Below are 18,062 nucleotides of genomic sequence, written 5' to 3'. Positions count from 1 at the left end.
GCATGCATATTGACATCGAGAGTCTTGAGCAATGGGGAGCAAGTCAAAGGTTCGAAAGATAGCCACCTGGAAATGCTCTCCTTTGTACGTCATTGAGCAAGATCGGTCAGGCAAACTGAATCGCCTTCGAGCATATTAAGCAGCACGGAGGAAGTCATGTGTGATAATAAAACTGATAGTTACGCCAGACGCTTTAAACAGGTCTTTGATTATATTGACCACCATCTCGATGACGCTTTATTACTGGAAAAACTGAGTGAAGTGGCTCACTTCTCGCCATTTCATTTCCATCGTCAGTTTTGTAGTTATTGTGGGATGCCACCTGGCCGTTACATCCAGATGATGCGCTTAAAACGCGCATCTTATCGACTGGCTTTTAATCCGTTAGAGAAAATCACTGATATCGCGTACGACGCCGGTTTCCAGCATTCTGAATCATTTAGCCGTGCTTTCAGACAAATGTTCGGTCTATCACCGACGCAATTCCGCCAGCAGCCCCCCTGGGTGGATTGGCATAAGCGCATATCCGAACCTTACAAAGCCAGGAGACAAACCATGCAAAGCCAGGTCAGGATCATTACTTTCCCCGCGACGTCAGTCGCAATGCTGACACATTATGGACAACCGGAGCGAATAAACGAAACGGCGGCTCGCTTTATTGAATGGCGAAAAACCACGGGTTTTTCACCGGTTGCCAGTAGCCAGACATACGGTATTGCACCACACGATCCAACCTTAACGCCGCCGGATGAATTTGAGTTCCATATTTGCGGAACCGTCACGTCACCCATTATTGAAGACAATCGCTTCGGGGTGATAAATAGTGACATTCCGGCTGGTCGCTGTGCGGTGTTACGTCATCAGGGATCGCATGATGCGTTAACCGGGTTGGCTAAGTCTCTGTATCGTGACTGGTTGCCAGAGAGCGGAGAGGAACTTCGCGACTTCCCGCTTTTCTTTCATTACCACAACTTTGTGCATGAGGTAGCAGAACATGAATTACTCACGGATATATATTTGCCGTTAAAATGAGCTGATTCAGGGTTATTGTTCATCGTTGATCTGCTCCCCATCGATTAAAACCGTGATATTTGCAACGTCCGCTCCTGGCACAAAGCGACCAAACTAACGGAGCAGAAGGTCCGCTGTGAGCGATAAGCGGACGTCCCCTGTAAAAGATGCCAGGCTGGATACGGGAATCAAGCACACAGTTGAAGATGCGTGAAAGCTTTTTTTTGCTGAGTAATCACCGGAGTCAAACCATGTTTTCTGGAATGATTTCATCTTTACGAAGTGTTAAAACTTCAAAACCGTCATTGGTCACAGCGACCGTGTGTTCCCACTGGGCCGAGAGTTTTTTATCCCGGGTGACCACTGTCCAGCCGTCTTTTTTGGTTTTTATTTTACTGCTTCCCTGATTTACCATCGGTTCGATGGTAAAAACCATTCCTGCCTGTAACACTTCGCCTGTACCAGGTTTACCATAGTGCAGCACCTGCGGTTCTTCATGCATTTCTTTGCCGATACCGTGCCCGCAGTATTCCCTGACAATGCTATAGCCGTTGGACTCAGCATGCGTCTGGATGGCATGCCCGATGTCTCCCAGTGTTGCACCCGGTTTTACCATTTTTATGCCCAGCCACATGGCTTCCTGGCTTATATCCACCAACCGGCGAGCCAGCGGAGAGACGTCACCAATCAGATACATTTTGCTGGAGTCGGCAATCAGGCCCCCTTTCTCCAGGGTGATATCGACATTAACTATAGCGCCGGCTTTCAGGTATTCGTTGGCTTTAGGAACTCCGTGACAAACCACTTCATTCACAGAAGTATTCAGGACGTAAGGGTAATTATATTGTCCTTTACTGGCAGGTCTTGACTGCAACTCATTGACAATAAAAGCTTCTACGCGATCATTGATGTCCAGAGTTGAGACTCCCGGAACAATAAACGTGTCCAGCATCTCAAATACGGAGGCCAGCAACGCTCCTGCATGACGCTGGCGGGCAAGTTCATCTGCGGTTTTAATGGGAATTGATGGCATTGATAACCTCCATTAAACGGTCAGAACCTGATTTCAGCATCATCATTTTAATTTGTTGATAGTTAAGTTCCGGGTAAAGCTCACTCATCATACCGAGGCGGATCCAGTATTCGGCTTGTGCATTCACTGAACGTGACATCGCTCTGCTTGCATCCCGCACGTCTTCATGCAGCAAATCTGAAATTTTGACAATACCCATAAGCATATACTCTGTCATAGAACATATATATAACGTATATGTTTCATAGACCGTTGTCACGGAGATTTTTGCCGTACGAATAAAGGTCTGCTTCGGGCGCAAAGCGGGCAGGCTAAGTGAGCTGAAAGTCCGCTTTGAGCGAAGAGCAGACCTTTAAAAACAATATTTAATGGATTGATTGTAGGGAGCTAAATGATTAGCATCTGCTCTTTCGGACAAAGAAAATGACTGTTAACGATTCCCTCTTCGCATTCTCTCTCGCAGCACTGTTACTTACCCTGACCCCCGGTCTTGATACGGCACTTATTCTGCGCACCGCTTGTGCTGAGGGCGGTAAAAAGGCTTTTCACGCTGCGCTTGGCATTGATGCTGGCTGTTTTGTATGGGGCGCGCTGGTTGCGTTAGGTCTTGGTGCTCTTCTGGCGGTTTCAGAGATGGCTTACACTGTGCTCAAAGTTTGTGGCGCGGTCTACCTGAGCTGGCTGGGCTTACAACTGCTGATACGTCCTCGATCATCTTTCAGTGATGGTGATGACAACAACGTTTCTCAAGGGAACTGGTTTATCAGAGGAATGCTGGGGAATGTGCTCAATCCCAAAATGGGCATTTTTTATGTCTCTTTTTTGCCGCAGTTCGTACCTGCCGGTCACTCACCTTTAATATGGACTTTTATCCTGGTCAGCATCCACGTAGCGATTGGGACTATATGGTCAGTCACTCTCATTTTATCCACGCATTTTGCATCAGCCGTACTGAAGAAAAGTCGCGTTGTCCGAATGATGGACAGAGCAACAGGGGGCTTATTTTTATGCTTCGCGGCTAAACTTGCTATTAGCACGAGATAGCCTTGGGCTGGCTGGCAATGTCCGCTTCTGGCACTAAGCGGACTTTAATCATCGGCCACGTTGTCAAAGGTCAGGACGGATGTTCAGGGTGAAAAATGATGCGTGCCGCTTCGTCGCTGATAGACCGTCAGAATGACTTGTCTGCTCGGTGCAATAATCAGTACCTTTTCCTTCCTGAAAGACAATAATCCCCTAATCACAATAATCCTCCTTAATTAGTGCCTGTCCTGCATCAATCTCTCTCCTCTTCTGCACAGATCCGAAAACTCCCGAAGTCGGATGCTGAGCCACGGGGCAGGCAGACTTCCGCCCTGTCTTGTTACCGCAGAAAAGGCATAAAAAAACCGCCGGGAAGGCGGTCTGTATGCAGCTGACAGGGTGGATCACAAGGTGGCGGTCACGCCGCCAGCGCAGTTGAACCTGTCAGCACTGAAATAACAAGCGGGTCGGTTTTTATTTTAACCAGACAGAAGGAAAAAAAACCCAGATAAAGGCAGAAGCCGAATGTGGACAACAGTATGAAAAGACACAGCGTAAGCTGCCGGTAGCTCTTAATCATGCACATCTTCCCCATACGGAAAAGCATACTCCATCACCCGCTTTCTCCCGGCATGCTCAGCGGCGCGTATTGAAGGCAGGTTACTGCTTTCGATGGTTCCCCATAGCGATGCCGGTGTGCGGGGCGTGCTGAGAAAAGAAAGTAAGGCCTGTTGAGCGGAACCCGCAACATGCTTTCCGCGAAAGCGCGGAATAACGATCTCCTCGGTGATCCACTGTCCGGATATAAAAGCCCGGCGCGCGTTATCACAGATGATAAAACCGGCACGCGACCCCTCATAAACTATGATGAACAGGTTTCCGTCCTTAATGGCATCGCGAATGTCTTCTTCATCTGCAGGAACCACCTTATCCTTCAGGAAAGGATAGCGGGAATACGTCTCGGCATAGGCAAGTTCCAGAGCCTGAAGGCACCACTCAACTGACGGCTGGCAGGCACGCTCAATGCGGACAGTATGGCCGCTGATTACAGCTTCTTTTTTTTCATCCATGCTGCCGCCGACATAGAAAAACTGATCGGCACAACCGCGCGTATCCTCAGACACGGGTCGGAGAACGCGGACTGAACGTGCGCCCATGGGATGCCATACGTCCAGTATTGAGGCCATTGCCCTCCGGGTCAGAGGAGCAGAGCTGGCGACCAGATCAATGAACGGCTTCTTCAAATCGCCGCCTCTGTATCTGGGTCCGGTGAGGTAGTCATTACCGTCGCAGGAAATGATTTTCTGAAGAAAAAAATCCTGAGGCAGACCGGTTTCCCGGAAAGGGAAATTTGATGAAAAATTGCTGTCCTCACACCAGAGCAGCTGTTCATCAATATAGTCTTTCAGGCCGTTCCTGAGTAACCAAGAGTCAACAGGCAGCCTGCTGAACTGCTCAAGCATATAATCAAGCATTAACTTGTTCCTTTTATTTCAACGGGGCAGCCCCAATTACCACTGGGATACCTGTTTTATAGAAAGATAGCATGAGGTTGATGACGTCTTTTCTCTCTGCACCGGGCCGGGCAGAGAAATTGTTGAGGCTCCGGCGTTCAAAGCAAAAGGCAGGTGGAGATGGAAGGGTCCGCTTTGAGCAAGAAGCGGACATGGGACGGAAAAAAGCCGCCTGATAGCTGCTTTACATCTCCAGGGAAACTTATGTGCTGCTTTTACGATACAAAGCAACCGAACCAGCGAGAATTAACAGAAACGACCCGCTGATACGGTTCATCCATTTAATACCGCCAGCTCTCCAGAGGCTGACGGATTTCTTACCCAAGATCGCATAGCCCAGCATCACCGCCACATCGATTAAAACTATCACTGCCGCCAGGCTGACATACTGCGGCAAGGCTGGTTGCGCCGTACTGACGAACTGAGGGAGTAATGCGGTCATGAAGATATAATATTTAGGATTGCTCATGGCGACAAAGAAGCTTTTGAGAAAAAGTGAATGACGCGCCGGAGTTGTTTCCTCAATGCCTCCAGGCAAAGAAGTGTTCGAAGAAAGCAACATTCGCAAGCCGATAAAAGCAAGCCACGCAGCTCCAACCCACTTCAGGGTGACAAAAAGGGTTTCTGAAGCAGCCAGAACAACGCCAAGTCCTAAACCGACCAGCGCTACCAGAAGGATATCCGCTGCTGCTGCGCCAATAATCCCCCATGTCGCCTTCCTGATACCAAAGCGAGCCGCATTATTAAGAGCAAGTAGAACAGTCGGGCCTGGAGTGACGATACCGGCAGACATAATCAGGGCAAAAGCCATAAGGGCAGTTAAAGACATAAAATCATCCTCGCCAAAACTTGCACTATATCAGCAATAGAAGCCGGTGAGGAATGGTTTGGGAGGTGGGAATTAACGGCTCGCTTGTTGAAGATTTACGCCCGTCATTCGCTTGAGATCTCGCTAACAATTTAAACAGCATTTAGATTAGCAAGGTCAGTTATTGGCACAAAGGGGACTTTAATCATCGGCCACGTTGTCAAAGGTCAGGACGGACGTTCAGGGTGAAAATGATGCGTGCCGGTTCGTCGCTGATAGGCCGTGAGGATAACTTGTCCGCTCAGGGCAATAATCAGTACCTTTTCATTCCTGAATGAGAATAATCCAGATATCATAATAATCCTCCTTAATTAGTGCCTGTTCTGAATCAATCTCTCTATTCTTCTCCGCAGATTCGAAAACTCCCGTGATCGGAAGAAAGGTTTATGCCGTGTCGTGACAGAAAAATTAGAACGTCACTCACGACGATATAAAGGCAAAACTTATGTAAAAAAAAGATCATTAAGTACAGACCCGCAGGCTGGAGAGACAGCAGCCTTATCAGCGTACCGGTTTTAAAGCGGCTAGATTTTTTGATGAGAACCCGGCGAACGGGCTGTGGCCGGAGGCAACCCCGGCCGTGTGCTATCAGTTGCACATAGAAACCATCCTTTGGACGCGGCTCCTGTGGCATACATGAAGGTCTGAACAGGACCTTCACTTATCCTATTTCAGGTAGATAATGTTTTCGGCTCTATACTTTGATAGAAATAATTATACTTATCTTCCGAATCAAAAAGTATCTGGATGAACTCATCTTCAATAAGTGTGGCCAGAGTATCGATTACGGTATCCTGAGCAAGACCTGTTATGTTCGAAATATCCTGCACTGTAACAAAGCCATTTATCTGTTTAAGTACAGATACCAATTCCATATTTAAGACGGGTACGATCCTTTTTGTTTTCCTGTTCAATATATAATATTGAGGCTGGTAGGTGGTGTCATTTAAGAAAGTAGTATTTGATACGAATGAGGAGAACCAGGGAAAAAAGGGTACAGCATTCACTGAAAGATTTTCAATCTGAAATTGTATTCTTTTTTTTTGGACAAATTTTGGATACCAGAAACGCCTTACTTTATTGATGGCCTGTAGAGGAGAAAGAAGGAACGCTGAACGTGAACGGGGATAATGCGAAGTTAACGAAATATTAAGCCCGGCCCCCTGACTTTCTATTTCATGAAAACACCAAGAAGGCATGAAAACGGCCATCCCAGGGGTGACAGTGAACTCTTCATTTTTAACACCTAAATTTTTTAGCTTATCAAAATTAATTTTAAGTTTATGAGGCTGTCTTAAATCAACATATTTACACAATAATAAAGACTCCTCAATCAATCTGAATCTTTTCGTTCCCTGCACCTGGAGAAAGAAAGTATTGACCGGATCTGCATGAAGTGAACTCAAAGTGTTACCGTTTGAAATCCAGTGGTTATGAAACACGCTTCCCTTCATATAATCTTTGAAGGTGGTTCTGCTTGCCAGATAATCATCGAAAACATTATTTCCACAAGTCCGGATGGTTTCCCATCCGGCTGGATGGAGTGTTCTCTGAACAAAATAGGTGACATAGTAGTCACCGCTATCCTTTAAAAACATACGCTCCAGGTCCAGTGTTTTCTTCCTGCCCTGAACTTCAGCGTAGAGCGGTTTATCGGCCCAGTACGATCCGTTATGATTACTAGACAAAAATTGTGTTTGTTGAAGAGACAATATCTCTTCAACGCTGCAATTCTCAAGTCGTTGATTTATAACCATATTAACAAATACACATGGACTGCGCATTTTATTTGTATGAAGCATAAGGAGCTCTTTTGTTAACTCCTTAAATTGCATATCAATGGTCTTCATTGTGTAACCTCAGTTCCATTACTGAATTTGAATTGTGTTTTAATCCTGAAACTCAGTGCAACAAAAATTATCATTGTAAATGCAGCCTGTATATATATAACTTTATACAATGCATTGCTTTTAAATGTATGTAACCAGATTACCGGGATAAACCCCGCCAGGAGAATTAAGACTGCAATCGACTGAGGATAGAGTGTGTCATGTAACGCCCTCAGATGACTCATGGACAAAAGCATAAGAGAAGACGCAACAAACAAAGCTGAAATACTGACAAAGTAATTTATACTATATAAATCAGGTGCGGCATTATATAATTCCAGTAAGAAATAATAACTACCTACTCCCAGTATCAGTATGCTGAAGATAGCAATACAACCACAAACAACCCCTTGTTTGTAAATCTGGTAATGAAACTTAAAATCATTTTCGCTAACAAACAAGCTATGTATTTGTGCAAAAGCGGCAAATGGCAGAGATAAAATTCCCGATATACTCATCATTACAGACAAATCTGCCACAAGGCTGCTGTTTATATCGTTGATGCGCTGAGTGATAAGAAAGTATACCGCTTTTTGCCCCGTCAGGCCCAGAGCAACAGGCAACCCGATAACGATTAGTTTTTTTGAGGCCTCTGTAATTTTTAAACCAATACCCTGCCTTAGATTAGCATCTGAATGGGAGACTGTTACCCATACATATAGGCAAAAAAGAATAATCTCGATTAGCAAAAATACGGAAAAAACATGCCAAGTAACAATTTCATTCACAAATACCGAAAGGGATAAGATAGCAACCGCACTGATGAAAGTACTGGCAATCTTTACTTTAGCCATTATCTTGTTGCTTATATAGCTTTCTATGTAATAGAATAAATAAGTGTTAATTATTAAGAAAGGAACGCAAAAGCAATATATTCTCCCAGCCAAATCAACATTTGGATCTACCGTGTTGACTAAGTAAAACAGCATGAATGCAGCAATGAACCCTCCTGAAACCGACAGGATGACAGCCAACGGAAGACCACTCAAAAATATTTCGCTCCCGCTTTCACCTGTCTTTTTTGATGCTGCCGAGAAATTCCCAACCATTGCTAATGGCATCGACATCAGGACTACTGGAAGAGAAAACATCGCAGTAAGATAGGTGAAAGTTCCCAACTCCGGATAGTTGAGGCGGGCGATCATGACGGTGATTAGTGTAAAACCTGCAAAGGGAACCACCCTGCTTGTAATGAATGGTATGATCCTAGATCTGATATTTTTAAAGTAATCTGGCTCACCAAATATCAATGATTTTTTCACCAAATTCCGCCTCGTATATTTGTTGTGTAACATCAAATGCTTTTTTTAAGTTCTTATAATCTGTCTCACCCCGCATACCAAAATATGGGTAGTGGTGAAAATAGTATCCAAAAATATTGTTGCAGTCTCTGATGTACGACCTTGTGTCTAAGATATGATGATGCCAGAATTCATCTATGGCGAGGCTTGGGACAATTACTTTAACAATATTATTGTATTTTTTATTCAGATACAGGAAGTTTTTATAATATTGTTCAGTCATCTGTAACTCTTGCTCAGACCAGACTCGGGAAATTAGCTCATCTGATCTTGATAACTTATTTTTCAACTCAGAAAAGTCAATTTTATCAATGTACTCTACAGCTTCATCAAGAGTGGGTTCTCGCCCGGTAAGCGACACTTCCATAGAATGTGGCAAAGTTTTAGCAATATCGTCCATCATTATGATTCTTCCTTTTTGAGGGGGAGCAATGGGGGAGTGGATCACTCCCCCCGGTATTTCTTACCAGCCACCACCACCCTGGCAGTGGGAATTGGAGTTACTCGGACCAGCACCGGAATAAAGATCCTTACCCTTAACCTTTTGTGCCGGCTTTTTAGAAGAAGCGGCTGCTTTCAGCATTTCAGAAAGTTTTTTCATTTCCATTTCCTTTTTAGGTTATGCGCATCTGCGCCCAGAAAATTAACTACATGTTTACATAAATTTTAATTTCATCTATCCGAAAGTGTGATCTACGTCACAATAAAAAAATATTAACTTTGTCCGCTTAGCACAAAAACTCAAGTTGGTTTACGTAGTTTTATCATCTAGCTGGTCGAAGATGTGAAGATTTTAATACTTCCTAAAAAAAGGATTTCTTTATATTCTTTCATAAATTTACTGGTGGTAACTTTTCATGATGAAGCTTTCATCTTGGTATTATTAATCGGCTTATTTCTGTTTTTTTATTTATACAAGTAAGCCCCCTCCCCACTATAATTGGTAGTCTCCATCAGATTTGTCACGCATAATTATTTTTGAGCGAGCAGCTAATCTGCTAAGAGGTATTACGTAAGGTGGTAGCTATGCTTTCATACATAACTACCATTTTTGGTAATACAGAGGAATATATTGAAGAGGCTGACGGTTGCTGACGATATGATGTTGTCTATAAATAGCGTCACGACGGCAGCGTTTCAGTGAGAACATATCATTAAGAGAACATGTGAGGAAATCGCGAACCCTTGTTGGGATGCCGTGAGCCGGAGAAGCTTTACAGACGCCCATCAATTCTGAAACCACTTCCTTTAACGCAAAGTTTCTTTCAGCTTCAGGGCCAGTGTTCCTCTTAACAGCCTTGACCGTATATGGCTTCCCTGCAGGCGCATCGAATTGTGATTTGGATATTTTTTCTAAACTATTATGAAGGAGGTTATGGCATGGTCTTAATCAGGACGCCAAAGTTAAAAGATATACCCTCTCTAAATAAGCTGTTTCTGCAACTAGGATATCAGACAGAGGGAGAACGCTTAGAAAAGCACATTGACCAAGAGTATACCGGTCTTAGCATATTGGTTGCCGAATCAGAAAAAGAACTTTGCGGGGTTATTGTGGTGAATTTTATAACGCCCCTGCACGAAAACGGCTTATGGGCATTAATTTCAGCTCTGGTTATTGACGAATCATTGCGAGGGGCAGGGATCGGGCGGAAACTCCTCATCGCCGCTGAGCAAATCGCCCTGGAGAAAGGATGTTCTCAAATTGAGCTTTCAAGCAGTGAAAGAAGAGTCAGAGCACACAAGTTTTATGAAGATAATGGTTATCAGGAAGTTAGGAAGCGTTTTGTTAAACATCTCGCCGACGTTCCCGTTGTTAATTAACTCCCTCGCAAGGTTTGCATTGTCCGCTTCTGGCAAAAAGCGGACAAGCTAACTGAGCCAAAGGTCCGCCATGAGCGAAAATCGGACAAAAGCCCCCCCAGGGGACTGAGTAACGTACCAACTGCTCTCTATAACATGATCAAACAGCACCGTAGGACAAGGTGATTTTTAATACCATCGTTTAGTCTGACAATCCTTAATTACTCTTACTGGGATTAACAAGCTATGACAGTCCAAACACCACAGGTAGTAGCGGAAACTTTTTTTCATCGTATAGCCACAGCAGAAGATGTGAATGAGATAGCGGCACTGGTAAGTGAAAGCGTCGACTGGGTGGTCGCTGGAAATACTCAGTTAGTTCCCTGGATTGGCCGAAAATACGGCAGAAACGGTGTGGCAGAATTCTATGCGCAAATACGGACACACCTCTCACCAGAACATTTTGAAATAAAAGATATTCTCATCAAAGACAAGCGACTGGTTGCTATTGGTGAGCTTGCATCACGCGTTAAAAAAACACAGAAGCTGATTGAAACCGAATTTGTACTCGACATGTACATCGAAAATGGTCTTATTACCCGCTTTCGCATGTTTGAGGATAGCTTCGGAGTTTCCGAGGCGTGCCTTTAATTGCAGATACGTTTATTCCATTGAACGTCCGTTTCTGGCACGCAACGGACAGCCCACGTGGTCATAAGGTCTGCGTTGAGCGTACAGCAGACATTCTGCATTTAGAGACCATTGAAACACTGGAACTCTCTGTAGCTGTTTCATCTATCCTTAGGCTGCTAAGGATAGATTGCTCAAATTCTGCTGTATGTATTCAATAAGCGCTCGTGTTTTAGCGGGCAAATAACGCTTGTCTGAATAAAGTGCGTACAATTGAAGTGGGGCTGGCGGTTGTTCGAACTTAGTCTCGATCAGTCGTCCATCGTCGATGTAGGGCTGGCAGGCCTGTTTCGAAAGAATAGCGAAACCAACACCCGCTACCGCCGCGCGTCCTGCCATCTCTCCGCTGTTTACCCGGTAATGGCCTTTAACCTTTATCGTCTCAAATCCCCCCTTTTTATTCACAAACTGCCAGGGAGCACCTTTAAGTGCATTTACCGTGGTAATACAGGGTAATTCTTCAAATTGCTGTATACGAGAAGGTATGCCATAACGCTGAATGACGGAGGGGGCTGCAACGATGGTGCAAGGGATCGTCACCAGGTGACGGGCTATGTAATCACCGTCATCCATCTGGCCACGGCTCACAATGATGGCTAAATCGAGATCGTCTCTCAGGGATTCAAGACCAGACAAATTTGTGACACAGCTAATTTCCAGATCCGGGTGCTGGCAGGCGAAATCGGCAATCACAGAACCCAGCAGTGCAGGACCTATTTCATTGGGAATACAGATACGTAGTGGCCCCTTGAGCTGCATCTGCCGCAACGTTAATTCTGTTTCAGTCTGCTCAAGTGCATCCATTAATGGCTTCGCCCGGGAATAGAGCAGGTGCCCCGCTTGTGTGAGTTTCATATGTCGGGTGCTGCGCTCAATGAGCTGAAGATTCAGTCTGTCTTCTAGCTGAGAAATACAACGACTAACGTTTGATGTCGGCATTTCAAGGACTTTAGATGCCCCAACAAAACTTTCTCTTTCAACCACCGCAATGAAAACTTTCAGGGTATTAAAATCAAGAGCTGGTCGCATAGACTATCCCATAAATGATAACAATACGTGCCAGTTTTACCATCTACTGAATAAGATTGAAAGCAATTAAACTCGGATATCTTTTACCCACAGGTCGCTTGTTATGTCATCGGTCACAACAACGTTTAATCATAAAGCCCTCATCCGGATAGCGGTTGTCATGGCTTTTATCCAGTTCACAAATGCGCTGGAATATATGATGTTCAACCCTGTTTTTGCTTTTATGGCAGCAGACTTCGCCGTTCCCGTGTCATTCTCTGGCTACGTATCGGGCATGTACACCTCCGGGGCGGTCCTGTCGGGAATTATCGCCTTTTACTGGATTGGTCGTTTCAATAAGAAACGTTTTTTAATCGCCAATATGGCACTACTCGGCCTACTGACACTTTTGACGACATTTACCTCCAGCTTTAGCCTTCTGCTTACATTACGATTCTGTGCCGGATTGGCTGGAGGCACAACTATGGGGGTGAGTATCAGTATATTGATAAATCTCGCACCAACTAACTTGCGAGGGAAATTGTTGGCGACGGTAATTGCATCATTTCCGATGATAAGCATTGCCGGAATGCCCACGATACTATTTTTGTGCGCTCATTACGGTTGGCATGTCGCTTTGTGGCTAACCAGTACGCTGTGTTTGTTGGCAATGCCACTGATTGTATCCATCATCCCTCAGGATACAGTCTCTTTCGATACACCCCACGCACTGCCTCTCGACGTTAATACTTTACTGTTCGCTTCCAGTAATGCGCTGGTACAGTTTAGCCCGATGCTGGTCATTCCTGTTTTGGTACCATTAATGACCCAACAGCTGGGGGGCTCTCAATACCTGCTGCCATGGCTGTTTTTCGCCGGGGGCATTGCAGGATACCTGTCAACAAAAATGACAGGTGCGCTAACTCCGCATTTTTCTGCAGTGAGTCTGGCTACAGGGTCAACTTTCGTTTTTTTACTCGCTTTGCTGATACCTGTTATGGGCTATTCGAATCCGACGCTATTTATTATTTTATTTCTCGGTGCATCTTACAGTCGTCTGGTTTCCTCCTCGGCGGTGAGTATTCAGTTTCCTGATGACAGGCAACGAGCGGGATTTTCTTCATTGCAGTCATCAATAATGTACCTGATCACAACTGTCGCATTTTTTCTGTCTTCTTTTCTATTATCTGGGCACTCCATAGCACAACAAAATATGAACACGTTGCTGGGGGTATGTGCAATTTCCGCATCAGGGTTCCCCATCATCGTTATCATTCTGCAAAAGAAGCTGGCTAAGCGTACGCTCCAGCCAAATCATCTCATCAATGATTAGCATAACGTCCGCTTCTGGCACAAAGCGGACCGACATAAGAGCCGCAAGGTTTGCTACGAGCGATAAGCGACCCCACAAACTTAAAATGAGTGCGGAGTAATGCCGCTATTTCAGGTCACTCCGTCGGCTGGCTTAACTCACCCCACTTGAGATCCAGAAATCGTTTTCTGCGGTGCGCTCCTGGGACCTTATCCGCTCACCGCAACAGGTGTCCCCTGATGGAATACCAGTTTCCATTGCCCGCTCCCGGCCCGCTCCCAACACGAAGAACGCAAAGTCTGGCGAGCGCCGTCCGTATTGAATGTCCTGTAGTGCAATATCGCGACATCCTCTCTTATTTGGATGAGCCGAAAGTCGCTGCTGAGAATGGTCGGGATAACTGTTTCGGCAGAAAGTGCCTCTATTGTCTGCGAACGATCGATCAACACACCTGATCGTGTCATTTCCCTGAACTGGTCGTGAAGTATCTGTTCAAGCCATTCACGATCGTTGCGCCTGCTGCCATGAAGCGTGCGTTCCAGCGTTTTCAACTGTTCCAGAAGCATGGCATTTACCCTCATTCAAATTCGACTGTCAGTTGCATGGCCATAAATGTTTTGCGGCAACTCGTCCGCCAGCATGTGAAGTGTCGTCTTCAGCCATTTGGTTGCCCCTCTCTGGCCACTGCGTTTATGCGAGTAAATCTTTACTTCAAACGGGCTTATGGTGAACGGCAATGAAAAAATCTGAATACTGGCAGCATGTTTCAGCTTCTCAGCAGCAAAACGGGGGATGGCCATTAGCAGGTCACTTTCCGCAACGATAAACGGGGCACTCAGCATGGATGGCGTCTTAAGCGCTATCTGCCGCGTATACCCCAACTGCTCAAGCCGTAAATCCAGTACACCCTGCTTTTCGTTCCAGGGGGTTATCACCAGATGCCGTGCGGCAAGATAATCTTCCAGCGTCAGCTGTGTTCGGCGGGTATTGCTGATGACAACATACTCATCCTCAAACCAGTTTATCTCGTCCAGTTCATTGTGACGGATATCGTCGGGTGTACTGAATCCCAGCGCCAGATCCACTTCTCCTGCCAACAGTTCGTTCAGCGCCGGGCTGTGTGGCAAATAGCGTAAATCAAAGCGCAAGCCAGGCGCTTCCTGCTGCAGCCTCTGCATCAACGTCGGGAAAATGCACAACGCGGTAAAGTCCGTAATCGCAATCTGGATCCGCTCCGTGCTTTCGCAAGCCACGAACGCCGGTTGTACAGTCAGCTCCTGATTGAGAAATTTCAGTGCTGATGCAATAGACGGCGCGAGCTGGGTAGCATACACGCTTGGGCACATCCGGTGGCCTTCCCGGTAAAATAGCGGGTCATTGAGCGCAATACGCAGTCGGGACAGCGCGTGGCTCAACGCAGAGGTGCTCATCGCCAGTTCATCCGCGGCGAGGCGAACGGAACAGTGCCGATAAATGGCGTCAAAAATGAGCAGCAGGTTTAAATCAAGACGTCGTAGCGCTGGATGCATAATATTCATCATGGGGTGATTTCATTGCACTTAATTCTTCTGACAATACCCCCTATGCTTAACGCCATCAATAACGATGCCTTGCAAAAAAGACAGGAAAACATATGAGTATCAGCCTTCGCCAGGCCCGCCCGGAAGATGCCTCCGCTATTTACGATATGATTTATGAGCTGGCGGTTTACGAAAAAGCCCCGCAAGAAGTGGTCACCACACCGGATGAGATTCGCGAAACACTCTTTGGTGACGGCAGCCATACCGAAGCATTAATCTGCGAGATTGAAGGGAAAATCGCCGGGTACGCCGTGTTCTTCACCAGCTATTCCACATGGCTAGGACGTAACGGTATTTATATGGAAGATCTGTATATTTCCCCCGATTATCGCGGCAAGGGCGCGGGAAAAGCGATGCTGAAGAAAATTGCGCAATATGCCGTGGAACGGCGCTGCGGACGCCTTGAATGGAGCGTACTGGACTGGAACCAGCCCGCGATTGATTTTTACCTCAGCATTGGCGCATTACCTCAAAACGAATGGGTACGGTATCGCCTGGAGGGTAACGCGCTGTTGAATTTTGCCGAATAACGCGACCGTGTTGCAGCAAATTGCAGATGCAGGCTGCTTCTGTTGAGGGGCAGTCATGTTCGCGTTGAGGGGAGTATCAGGAACACATTGATCAGGCTTCGGGCCTGTTCAGCCGCGGCGTGTTCGTCGGAGGAGTATTTCTTCGACATAATGGTCAATGGCAATATTGTGCTCACAGCTCACGCGCGAAATGAATATGTGCAAAAGCGCCAGCGATGCGTGGAGTGTGACTGCGACCAGGTTGTCGAAGTCTTTCTGAGTGAAACGGTCATTCCCCTTCAGTGTCGAATGCTGGAGCAAAGTGTGGGCCGTGATCTCGAGGACGGCTCGCCTGTAATCGCTCGACAGCAGGACATCCAGATCGGTCTGGCGAAGATCAAACGTGAAGTTAAAACTGACAAATCCGGAATCGACCGGCAAAGAGTAGGTCAGTCTGTCACCCTGTTGCTCAACGTACGGTTCATACCCCTCCCCCATCAGCCGTTGCGCCTGCATATCGCCCTCTCTTCTCTTCCAGGCGCCAGGCACACGTGTTGACCAGTGAGCGTCACCGCAGGATTAAACAAGTGTTTCACCCGCTTTGATTGATTGACTGATAAAGGGCGCGGGCTTTCCAAAGAGATATCCTTGTGCCAAATCACACCCTAAACGTTGAAGGCATAACAGTTGATCATTGGTTTCAACGCCTTCAGCAATAATTACCATATCAAGGCATTTCGCCATGCCGACCATTAATTTTGCGATGGTCTGAGTTTCTTCATCCGTGGATATTGTTCGCACAAACGATTTATCGATTTTTATTTTATCAAAGCCTAACTGAATCAATCTTGAAAGGGAGGAATAGCCCGTACCAAAATCATCAATAGAGATTTTTATGCCCAGCACTCTGAGCGCCATAAGGATTTCGATGGGGGTTTCACTGTCGGTAAACAGCGAAGATTCCGTCACTTCCAGTTCGAGTCGGGTCGCGGGCAACCCCGTTTCGGCCAGCACTGCGCGTACTGTATCGACAAAATTCATACTGCTTAACTGCACCGGCGACACATTGACAGAGATCCTTGCCGGCACCTTCCATGTCGTCGCTTCCTTGCAGGCGATTTCAAGCGCGGCTTTGCCTATCTCATGGATGAATCCTGTTTTCTCTGCTACCGAAATAAAATCATCCGGTGCAATGATGCCCTTAACGGGATGATTCCAGCGCAGAAGGGCTTCATAGCCATATATTTCAGTGGTGTACGAATCAACAATCGGCTGATAGTAAACGACCAACTCTTTATTTGCGACTGCCACTGATAAATCACGCTCCAGGGTTCTGCTTTCCTCGAGCTTTTGTAGCATGATGCGGCGAAACACTTTGATCATGTTTAAGCCTGCACGTTTAGCTTCATACAGAGCAAGATCGGCAAACTTATAAAGGTAATCTGAACGTCGTTCTAACTCTGAAACAACAATACCGACGCAGGTACCAATGGTGACGTTAGAGTTACCTATTATGTAAGGCTTTTTAATGCACTCACAGATTTCCATTGCCAGATTAACGGCACTTTCTTCTGTCAGCTCATGCGACAATAATGCAAACTCGTCGCCCCCGAGACGATAGAATGTATTTGTTTCGTTGCTCATGGAGGATAACCGGTGCGCAACCTCACGCAATAACAGATCGCCGGCATCGTGACCAAAGCTGTCATTGACTTCTTTAAAGCGATCAAGATCAAATAACATGACCGTGACTGGCCTGTGTATGCGACTCGCTATCGAGATGTTATTAATAAGATCATCCCAGAAATAAAGCCTGTTTTTAAGCCCCGTCAACGAGTCATGGTAAACGTCATACGCCAGTTTTTTATTCTGTTGCTGGAGTATTTCCTTCGATTTCTGGAGTTCATTTGCCAGGCTGGTAACCTGTCGGTGAGTTTTAAGTATCTTCCTGTTCTGGCAGACGTTTAAAACACCCAATATCGCACTTAAAATAATCAGCAGAACCGAAAGGCCTGAATAGATACGATACAGCTTTTGTATATTCTGGTTTGTCTCGTTGATAGAGTTAACATCATTGGAGAGTGCACTGGATGAAAACTGGCTAAGGGAGGAATCAAGCGCATACATTTTCTCAAGATAATCAGCAAGTTGAGCGCGACTCATCCCTTCCAGATGATGATCAAGGTAATCAAGCGTTTCATGCAGGTTTTTTGCCAGTGCATTATGGCTTTTATTCGACTTTACATATTTCCCTAAATCGCCTTCTTTCAGTAACTCGCGCTGGCTAAGCATGATCTCCAGCCGCATGCGGAGATCGTCCATGGTGATATCAGGATTATTGTCAGAATAACGGCTGATCCACGACTCCAGCCTGTAGTATTCTGAAACCATCTGAGAGACAGACCAGGAGTCCTTATAATGGTTGAGTTTTTGCAGATCCTCCTGCCGCTCATGCAAAAGAAATGAAATATACCCGGTTGTAATGAATAGGAAAAATATAATGCCTACCAGGATCCTGTTCATG

At 45.9% G+C, this 18,062-nt stretch carries 20 protein-coding genes; 6 read left to right on the top strand and 14 right to left on the bottom strand.

What is annotated here, in order from left to right:
- Positions 1-156 precede the first annotated feature (156 nt).
- Positions 157-1,032 carry an AraC family transcriptional regulator gene (locus L462_RS21620; protein ID WP_020885047.1) on the top strand — a complete coding sequence of 292 codons (876 nt, stop codon included), beginning with the start codon at positions 157-159 and terminating at the stop codon, positions 1,030-1,032.
- A gap of 223 nt (positions 1,033-1,255) precedes the next feature.
- On the opposite strand, the gene map is transcribed toward L462_RS21620, so the two are convergent.
- Positions 1,256-2,044: a type I methionyl aminopeptidase gene (map, locus tag L462_RS21625; protein WP_032677644.1), complete on the bottom strand. Its 789-nt coding sequence runs from the start codon at positions 2,042-2,044 to the stop codon at positions 1,256-1,258.
- Complete coding sequence (locus L462_RS21630; RefSeq protein WP_032677643.1) at positions 2,025-2,243, bottom strand: ParD-like family protein; 219 nt, start codon at positions 2,241-2,243, stop codon at positions 2,025-2,027. The genes map and L462_RS21630 overlap by 20 nt, the downstream gene beginning before the upstream one ends.
- 224 nt (positions 2,244-2,467) lie before the next feature.
- On the opposite strand from L462_RS21630, the gene L462_RS21635 reads away from it, so the two are divergent.
- Positions 2,468-3,088: a LysE family translocator gene (locus tag L462_RS21635; RefSeq protein WP_032677642.1), complete on the top strand. Its 621-nt coding sequence runs from the start codon at positions 2,468-2,470 to the stop codon at positions 3,086-3,088.
- A 551-nt stretch (positions 3,089-3,639) separates the two neighbouring features.
- Here L462_RS21635 and L462_RS21640 read toward each other — a convergent pair.
- The 7 genes from L462_RS21640 to L462_RS24995 form a co-directional block, all read right to left on the bottom strand.
- On the bottom strand, positions 3,640-4,542 hold the full coding sequence (locus L462_RS21640) for a hypothetical protein (protein ID WP_032677641.1): 903 nt from the start codon (positions 4,540-4,542) through the stop codon (positions 3,640-3,642).
- A 241-nt stretch (positions 4,543-4,783) separates the two neighbouring features.
- The gene (locus tag L462_RS21645; RefSeq protein ID WP_032677640.1) at positions 4,784-5,410 is read right to left on the bottom strand and encodes a LysE family translocator; all 627 of its coding nucleotides are present in this window, start codon (positions 5,408-5,410) and stop codon (positions 4,784-4,786) included.
- A 206-nt stretch (positions 5,411-5,616) separates the two neighbouring features.
- On the bottom strand, positions 5,617-5,745 hold the full coding sequence (locus tag L462_RS25450; RefSeq protein WP_255358169.1) for a hypothetical protein: 129 nt from the start codon (positions 5,743-5,745) through the stop codon (positions 5,617-5,619).
- Positions 5,746-6,120: 375 nt separating this feature from the next.
- Positions 6,121-7,299 (bottom strand): cupin-like domain-containing protein, encoded by a 1,179-nt coding sequence (locus tag L462_RS21650; RefSeq protein WP_032677638.1) that lies wholly within the window; start codon positions 7,297-7,299, stop codon positions 6,121-6,123.
- Positions 7,296-8,600: a hypothetical protein gene (locus L462_RS21655; protein ID WP_155964412.1), complete on the bottom strand. Its 1,305-nt coding sequence runs from the start codon at positions 8,598-8,600 to the stop codon at positions 7,296-7,298. Before L462_RS21655 ends, L462_RS21650 begins: the two co-directional genes overlap by 4 nt.
- A complete protein-coding gene (locus L462_RS21660; RefSeq protein WP_050595729.1) occupies positions 8,575-9,042 on the bottom strand; it encodes a glycine-rich domain-containing protein in 468 nt (155 codons plus the stop codon). The genes L462_RS21655 and L462_RS21660 overlap by 26 nt, the downstream gene beginning before the upstream one ends.
- A 60-nt stretch (positions 9,043-9,102) precedes the next feature.
- Positions 9,103-9,240: a hypothetical protein gene (locus L462_RS24995; protein WP_155964410.1), complete on the bottom strand. Its 138-nt coding sequence runs from the start codon at positions 9,238-9,240 to the stop codon at positions 9,103-9,105.
- A gap of 779 nt (positions 9,241-10,019) precedes the next feature.
- On the opposite strand from L462_RS24995, the gene L462_RS21665 reads away from it, so the two are divergent.
- The gene (locus L462_RS21665; RefSeq protein ID WP_032677635.1) at positions 10,020-10,460 is read left to right on the top strand and encodes a GNAT family N-acetyltransferase; all 441 of its coding nucleotides are present in this window, start codon (positions 10,020-10,022) and stop codon (positions 10,458-10,460) included.
- A gap of 225 nt (positions 10,461-10,685) precedes the next feature.
- Entirely contained in the window at positions 10,686-11,090 is a 405-nt protein-coding gene (locus L462_RS21670) for a nuclear transport factor 2 family protein (RefSeq protein ID WP_032677634.1), read from the top strand.
- A gap of 150 nt (positions 11,091-11,240) precedes the next feature.
- Here L462_RS21670 and L462_RS21675 read toward each other — a convergent pair whose 3' ends face one another.
- Positions 11,241-12,158: a LysR family transcriptional regulator gene (locus L462_RS21675; RefSeq protein ID WP_032677633.1), complete on the bottom strand. Its 918-nt coding sequence runs from the start codon at positions 12,156-12,158 to the stop codon at positions 11,241-11,243.
- A 103-nt stretch (positions 12,159-12,261) separates the two neighbouring features.
- Between L462_RS21675 and L462_RS21680 the strand changes: the two genes are divergently transcribed.
- A complete protein-coding gene (locus L462_RS21680) occupies positions 12,262-13,470 on the top strand; it encodes an MFS transporter (RefSeq protein ID WP_032677632.1) in 1,209 nt (402 codons plus the stop codon).
- A 188-nt stretch (positions 13,471-13,658) separates the two neighbouring features.
- Here L462_RS21680 and L462_RS21685 read toward each other — a convergent pair whose 3' ends face one another.
- Together L462_RS21685 and L462_RS21690 are read right to left on the bottom strand one after the other, a co-directional pair.
- Complete coding sequence (locus tag L462_RS21685) at positions 13,659-14,015, bottom strand: nuclear transport factor 2 family protein (RefSeq protein ID WP_032677631.1); 357 nt, start codon at positions 14,013-14,015, stop codon at positions 13,659-13,661.
- A 15-nt stretch (positions 14,016-14,030) separates the two neighbouring features.
- The gene (locus tag L462_RS21690; RefSeq protein WP_032677630.1) at positions 14,031-14,990 is read right to left on the bottom strand and encodes a LysR family transcriptional regulator; all 960 of its coding nucleotides are present in this window, start codon (positions 14,988-14,990) and stop codon (positions 14,031-14,033) included.
- Positions 14,991-15,082: 92 nt separating this feature from the next.
- Here L462_RS21690 and L462_RS21695 point away from each other — a divergent pair, with 92 nt between their 5' ends.
- Positions 15,083-15,559, top strand: coding sequence for a GNAT family N-acetyltransferase (locus tag L462_RS21695; protein WP_014169039.1), 477 nt, complete (start codon positions 15,083-15,085; stop codon positions 15,557-15,559).
- A gap of 108 nt (positions 15,560-15,667) precedes the next feature.
- Here L462_RS21695 and L462_RS21700 read toward each other — a convergent pair whose 3' ends face one another.
- Together L462_RS21700 and L462_RS21705 are read right to left on the bottom strand one after the other, a co-directional pair.
- Positions 15,668-16,054, bottom strand: coding sequence for a hypothetical protein (locus L462_RS21700; protein ID WP_032677629.1), 387 nt, complete (start codon positions 16,052-16,054; stop codon positions 15,668-15,670).
- A gap of 63 nt (positions 16,055-16,117) precedes the next feature.
- Positions 16,118-18,061: a putative bifunctional diguanylate cyclase/phosphodiesterase gene (locus L462_RS21705; RefSeq protein ID WP_032677628.1), complete on the bottom strand. Its 1,944-nt coding sequence runs from the start codon at positions 18,059-18,061 to the stop codon at positions 16,118-16,120.
- Position 18,062 lies beyond the last annotated feature (1 nt).

The organism is Enterobacter sp. BIDMC 26, from assembly GCF_000534435.1.
Classification (GTDB): domain Bacteria; phylum Pseudomonadota; class Gammaproteobacteria; order Enterobacterales; family Enterobacteriaceae; genus Enterobacter; species Enterobacter ludwigii.
This window is presented reverse-complemented; position numbering and strand designations above follow the sequence as displayed.

Excerpts from the sequence above, each read along its gene's own strand:
- L462_RS21620 (WP_020885047.1), top strand. The coding sequence starts at position 157 with ATGTGTGATAATAAAACTGATAGTTACGCCAGACGCTTTAAACAGGTC.
- map (WP_032677644.1), bottom strand. The coding sequence starts at position 2,044 with ATGCCATCAATTCCCATTAAAACCGCAGATGAACTTGCCCGCCAGCGT.
- L462_RS21630 (WP_032677643.1), bottom strand. The coding sequence starts at position 2,243 with ATGGGTATTGTCAAAATTTCAGATTTGCTGCATGAAGACGTGCGGGAT.
- L462_RS21635 (WP_032677642.1), top strand. The coding sequence starts at position 2,468 with ATGACTGTTAACGATTCCCTCTTCGCATTCTCTCTCGCAGCACTGTTA.
- L462_RS21640 (WP_032677641.1), bottom strand. The coding sequence starts at position 4,542 with ATGCTTGATTATATGCTTGAGCAGTTCAGCAGGCTGCCTGTTGACTCT.
- L462_RS21645 (WP_032677640.1), bottom strand. The coding sequence starts at position 5,410 with ATGTCTTTAACTGCCCTTATGGCTTTTGCCCTGATTATGTCTGCCGGT.
- L462_RS25450 (WP_255358169.1), bottom strand. The coding sequence starts at position 5,745 with ATGATATCTGGATTATTCTCATTCAGGAATGAAAAGGTACTGATTATT.
- L462_RS21650 (WP_032677638.1), bottom strand. The coding sequence starts at position 7,299 with ATGAAGACCATTGATATGCAATTTAAGGAGTTAACAAAAGAGCTCCTT.
- L462_RS21660 (WP_050595729.1), bottom strand. The coding sequence starts at position 9,042 with ATGATGGACGATATTGCTAAAACTTTGCCACATTCTATGGAAGTGTCG.
- L462_RS24995 (WP_155964410.1), bottom strand. The coding sequence starts at position 9,240 with ATGAAAAAACTTTCTGAAATGCTGAAAGCAGCCGCTTCTTCTAAAAAG.
- L462_RS21665 (WP_032677635.1), top strand. The coding sequence starts at position 10,020 with ATGGTCTTAATCAGGACGCCAAAGTTAAAAGATATACCCTCTCTAAAT.
- L462_RS21670 (WP_032677634.1), top strand. The coding sequence starts at position 10,686 with ATGACAGTCCAAACACCACAGGTAGTAGCGGAAACTTTTTTTCATCGT.
- L462_RS21675 (WP_032677633.1), bottom strand. The coding sequence starts at position 12,158 with ATGCGACCAGCTCTTGATTTTAATACCCTGAAAGTTTTCATTGCGGTG.
- L462_RS21680 (WP_032677632.1), top strand. The coding sequence starts at position 12,262 with ATGTCATCGGTCACAACAACGTTTAATCATAAAGCCCTCATCCGGATA.
- L462_RS21685 (WP_032677631.1), bottom strand. The coding sequence starts at position 14,015 with ATGCTTCTGGAACAGTTGAAAACGCTGGAACGCACGCTTCATGGCAGC.
- L462_RS21690 (WP_032677630.1), bottom strand. The coding sequence starts at position 14,990 with ATGATGAATATTATGCATCCAGCGCTACGACGTCTTGATTTAAACCTG.
- L462_RS21695 (WP_014169039.1), top strand. The coding sequence starts at position 15,083 with ATGAGTATCAGCCTTCGCCAGGCCCGCCCGGAAGATGCCTCCGCTATT.
- L462_RS21700 (WP_032677629.1), bottom strand. The coding sequence starts at position 16,054 with ATGCAGGCGCAACGGCTGATGGGGGAGGGGTATGAACCGTACGTTGAG.
- L462_RS21705 (WP_032677628.1), bottom strand. The coding sequence starts at position 18,061 with ATGAACAGGATCCTGGTAGGCATTATATTTTTCCTATTCATTACAACC.